Origin of the sequence: Erythrobacter sp. (assembly GCF_023653175.1) — a bacterium.
In the GTDB taxonomy this organism is placed as follows: domain Bacteria; phylum Pseudomonadota; class Alphaproteobacteria; order Sphingomonadales; family Sphingomonadaceae; genus Erythrobacter.
Map to the genome: position 1 here is coordinate 1 of NZ_JAMNXL010000263.1, position 3,492 is coordinate 3,492.

5 protein-coding genes are annotated in these 3,492 nt (G+C 64.7%); all 5 read left to right on the plus strand.

The window, feature by feature from the left end; all coding sequences use genetic code 11:
- Positions 1-135 precede the first annotated feature (135 nt).
- Positions 136-819 carry an energy transducer TonB gene (locus NBV68_RS18545; protein ID WP_296312834.1) on the plus strand — a complete coding sequence of 228 codons (684 nt, stop codon included), beginning with the start codon at positions 136-138 and terminating at the stop codon, positions 817-819.
- A 66-nt stretch (positions 820-885) separates the two neighbouring features.
- Positions 886-1,662, plus strand: a complete 777-nt coding sequence (locus NBV68_RS18550; RefSeq protein WP_296312836.1) for a MotA/TolQ/ExbB proton channel family protein — start codon at positions 886-888, stop codon at positions 1,660-1,662.
- Between the two features lie 129 nt (positions 1,663-1,791).
- Positions 1,792-2,322, plus strand: a complete 531-nt coding sequence (locus tag NBV68_RS18555) for a biopolymer transporter ExbD (RefSeq protein ID WP_296312837.1) — start codon at positions 1,792-1,794, stop codon at positions 2,320-2,322.
- A 33-nt stretch (positions 2,323-2,355) separates the two neighbouring features.
- A complete protein-coding gene (locus NBV68_RS18560; RefSeq protein ID WP_296312839.1) occupies positions 2,356-2,784 on the plus strand; it encodes a biopolymer transporter ExbD in 429 nt (142 codons plus the stop codon).
- Positions 2,785-3,035: 251 nt separating this feature from the next.
- On the plus strand, positions 3,036-3,492 hold a 457-nt coding region (locus tag NBV68_RS18565; RefSeq protein ID WP_296312841.1), incomplete at its 3' end, for a biopolymer transporter ExbD.

Consider the following 3,492-nt stretch of genomic DNA (forward strand, 5'->3'; position numbering starts at 1 on the left):
CGATGCATGGGCCCGTAATTTTGTTCCGGCGTGGGAGGACCGAAATGACCGGGATCCGCTCGCCGACCATAACGGCCGGGGGGTGGGGAGTGTGCCGATCCGCGGATCGGCGAGTATTTGGAGAGAAAGCGCTGGATGTCCTACGCTAGCCAACAACAGGCCGGGAACAAGACGACGTCGATCGTGATCGTCGTCCTGATTCACGTCGCGATCGGGTACCTGCTCGTGACCGGCCTGGCCATCAACGCCGTCAAGGAGGTGGTCGAACGTGTGACCACCGTCAACGTCGAGGAGCCGCCGCCGCCGCCGCCGCCGCCGGATGAACCGCCGCCGCCGGAACAGCAGCCGGACGTCACCTCGCCGCCGCCGCCTGTGACTCCGCCGCAGCAGCTCAACCTCGCGCCCAACCCGCCGCCGGTGGAAACGCGCCAGGACATTCCGCCGCCCGCGCGCACGGAAGTTCGTCCTTCGACGCAGCCGAGCGCTCCTCCGGGACCGCCGCCGGCACCCAAGGGCCCGTCCAAGGCCCGCGGCGTGCAGCCGAAGAACCAGCGTTCCTGGTCGGCCCGCATTCAGGAAGACTATCCGCGTCGTGCGGCTCAGGAAGAGATCGAAGGCACCGTCGGCGTGCGTTGCACCGTGACGACCGATGGCCGTGCCACCGGTTGCTCGGTCACCTCGTCGAGCGGTTCGGACATACTCGATGGGGCCGCCACCAAGGCCGTCGAGCGCTATGCGCGCTTCGAGCCCGCGCTGAATGCTGACGGGGAGCCGATCAACGCCAGCTGGTCGACCCGGATTACCTACAAGCTGAACTGATCAATCGGGCCGACGCGCAAGCGCGCCGCTCCCACACGACCCATTCTTTTCAAGAGGACTTTCGCAATGAACCTTACCCTTCTCACCGCCGCTGGAGCCGAAGCGCCCGAAAGCAAGTTCGGCTTCTACGAAGCGATGGTCGAAGGCGGCCCGGTCGCCTGGTCGATCCTCGCCATCATGATCATCATGTCGGTCGGTTCGTTCTACATCCTGTTCACCAAGCTGTTCGAACAGAACAAGGTGCTCAAGCAGTACAAGACCGTGCAGACCAGCTTCTGGCGCGCCGCCAGCCTCAAGGAAGGCGCCGCCAAGCTCGAGAAGGATGGTCCGTGGCGCCAGCTTGCCGACGACGCCGTCAAGGCCCAGGAGGAGCACGGCAAGATGACCGACAGCCTCGAATCGCATGACTACATGCACGGTTCGCTGCAGCGTTCGGAAGATTCGATCAACGCGGTGCTCGCTGGCGGCCTGCCGTTCCTTGCGACCGTGGGTGCGACCGCGCCGTTCGTGGGCCTGCTCGGCACCGTGATCGGGATCTACCGCGCGTTGATCAACATCGGCATCGCCGGCAACGCCTCGATCGACAAGGTCGCCGGCCCCGTCGGTGAAGCGCTGATCATGACCGCGATCGGCCTGCTCGTCGCGGTGCCCGCGGTGTTCGCGTTCAACTGGCTGCAGTCGCGCAACCGCAAGATCTCGGCCATGCTGAGCAGCTTCTCGAACGACCTGCTCGCCTACATGAACTCGAACGGCGCGGTGAAGCCGGCGGTCCAGGCGGCTCCGGCGGCCAAGCCCGCTGCCAAGCCGGCTGCTCCCGCCAACCCGACGCTCAACAAGTCCTGATCGTCAGAGCTGCAAACCGGCGGGAGCGGGCCTCGGGCCTGCTCCCGAAGGTGCCCCGGTAGCCCGCCTCAGGGCGGCGCGACGGGGCAAGCGGTAGAAGCCAAAGTATTGACAGGCTAGGAATTCACAATGGCGATTTCAACGGGAGGTGGGGCCGATACCCCGATGTCCGACATCAACACCACGCCGCTGGTGGACGTGATGCTGGTGCTCCTGATCATCTTCCTCATCGCGGTTCCGGTGGCGATCCAGACGATCGAGAAGCTCAAGATTCCGGTTTTCGAATCGCTGGAATCGAAGGACAAGGTCGAAAACCTGCTGCTCACCGTCAGCGCGACCGACGATGCCGGCCGCAGCGCGGGTGACGCAGGTTACGAGGGCGCATCGCGCAACGGGCAGTGCCGGATCTACTTCAACAACATCACGTTGGTGGATTCGAACGAACTCCAGGAGCAGGCGTTCAAGCGTCTCGACGCGATCGTCCAGCGCGCGGGCGGGGTTGATGCCCTGCTCGATGACCCGGAAAAGATTCCGCAGGTCCACATCCGCGGTGACGTCAACGCCCCGTGGCGTTGCGTGGCGGGGGCCATCTTCCGTGTCCAGCTGGCGGGCTATCCGATCGTCGGGTTCATCTCGAACCCGGTCGAACCCGGCGTCTGACCGCAACAGCCAATCTTCTAAGGAGAAAACACCATGGGTATGTCTGGAGGCAAGCTTGACGGCGAGCCGATGATGGACATGAACATGACTCCGCTGATCGACGTTCTGCTCGTTCTGCTGATCATGTTCATCATCACCATCCCGGTGGCCACGCACTCGGTCGATATCGACCTGCCGCAACCGAATGACGCGCCGCCGCCGCTGGTCGAGCCGACCAAGAACAAGCTGGTCCTCACGCCCGATGACCAGATCCTGTGGAACGGCACGCCGATCGACCAGGGCCAGCTCGTCGCCGCGCTTCAGCAGTCGACGCAGATGAACCCCGAGCCCGAACTGCAGTTCGAACCGGAGTCGCAGGCCAGCTATGACCTGTCGGCCAAGGTGCTGCAGACGATCAAGACCTCGGGCGTCACCAAGTTCGGCTTCGTCGGCAACGACAAGTACCGCGACTTCGGCAAGTGATCGCCGGCACCGGCTGACAGTCACGTGGCTGTCGGCTGGTCATAGCCGGGTTGTTGCCCGGTTGTTGCATGATCATAGAGGGGCGCTGCGAGTGATCGCGGCGCCCCTTTTGTCTGGTGTGGGCACGAGCCGATCCGTTGCACTCCCCATACTGGTACGCGTTAGGCAACCTCTTCTTTTTGCGCTAAACTTGCCCGGTCAGCACGGCCGTCATCCCGCTTGCGGCGGCTCTGCCAACAAGGAGAGAGCCCATGCCGCATGCCCTGCGCCGCCCCAATCTCTACGCCCCCCGCCCCCAGCCGATGTCGGCGATGAACGTCACCCCCTTCATCGACGTGCTGCTGGTGCTGCTGATCATGCTGATCCTCGCGATCCCCGCCCCGGTGAACGTCACCGAGATGGATCTGGGCGGGGACGCCTCGCCCCCCTATCCGATCCTCGAAGCCAACGCGCTCACCATCGACGAGCAGGACCGCACCTTGTGGAACGGCCAGCAGGTCACCACCGCCGAGCTGCGCGACCTGATCGCCGCCGCAAGCGCGCTCCCGGTCGAGCCGGTGTTGCGCTTCGAGCCCAACGCGCGCGCAAGCTACGACACCGCCGCCCGCACCATCGCCCTGATCCGAGAGGAAGGGCGGACAGCTTCCAGTTCGTCGGCAACGACAAATACGGGGACCTCGACTGATGCCCCACCCCTCGCTGCGCCGC

Bases quoted from the DNA above. Each gene is read 5' to 3' on its own strand.
- NBV68_RS18545 (WP_296312834.1), top strand. From the start codon at position 136: ATGTCCTACGCTAGCCAACAACAGGCCGGGAACAAGACGACGTCGATC.
- NBV68_RS18550 (WP_296312836.1), top strand. From the start codon at position 886: ATGAACCTTACCCTTCTCACCGCCGCTGGAGCCGAAGCGCCCGAAAGC.
- NBV68_RS18555 (WP_296312837.1), top strand. From the start codon at position 1,792: ATGGCGATTTCAACGGGAGGTGGGGCCGATACCCCGATGTCCGACATC.
- NBV68_RS18560 (WP_296312839.1), top strand. From the start codon at position 2,356: ATGGGTATGTCTGGAGGCAAGCTTGACGGCGAGCCGATGATGGACATG.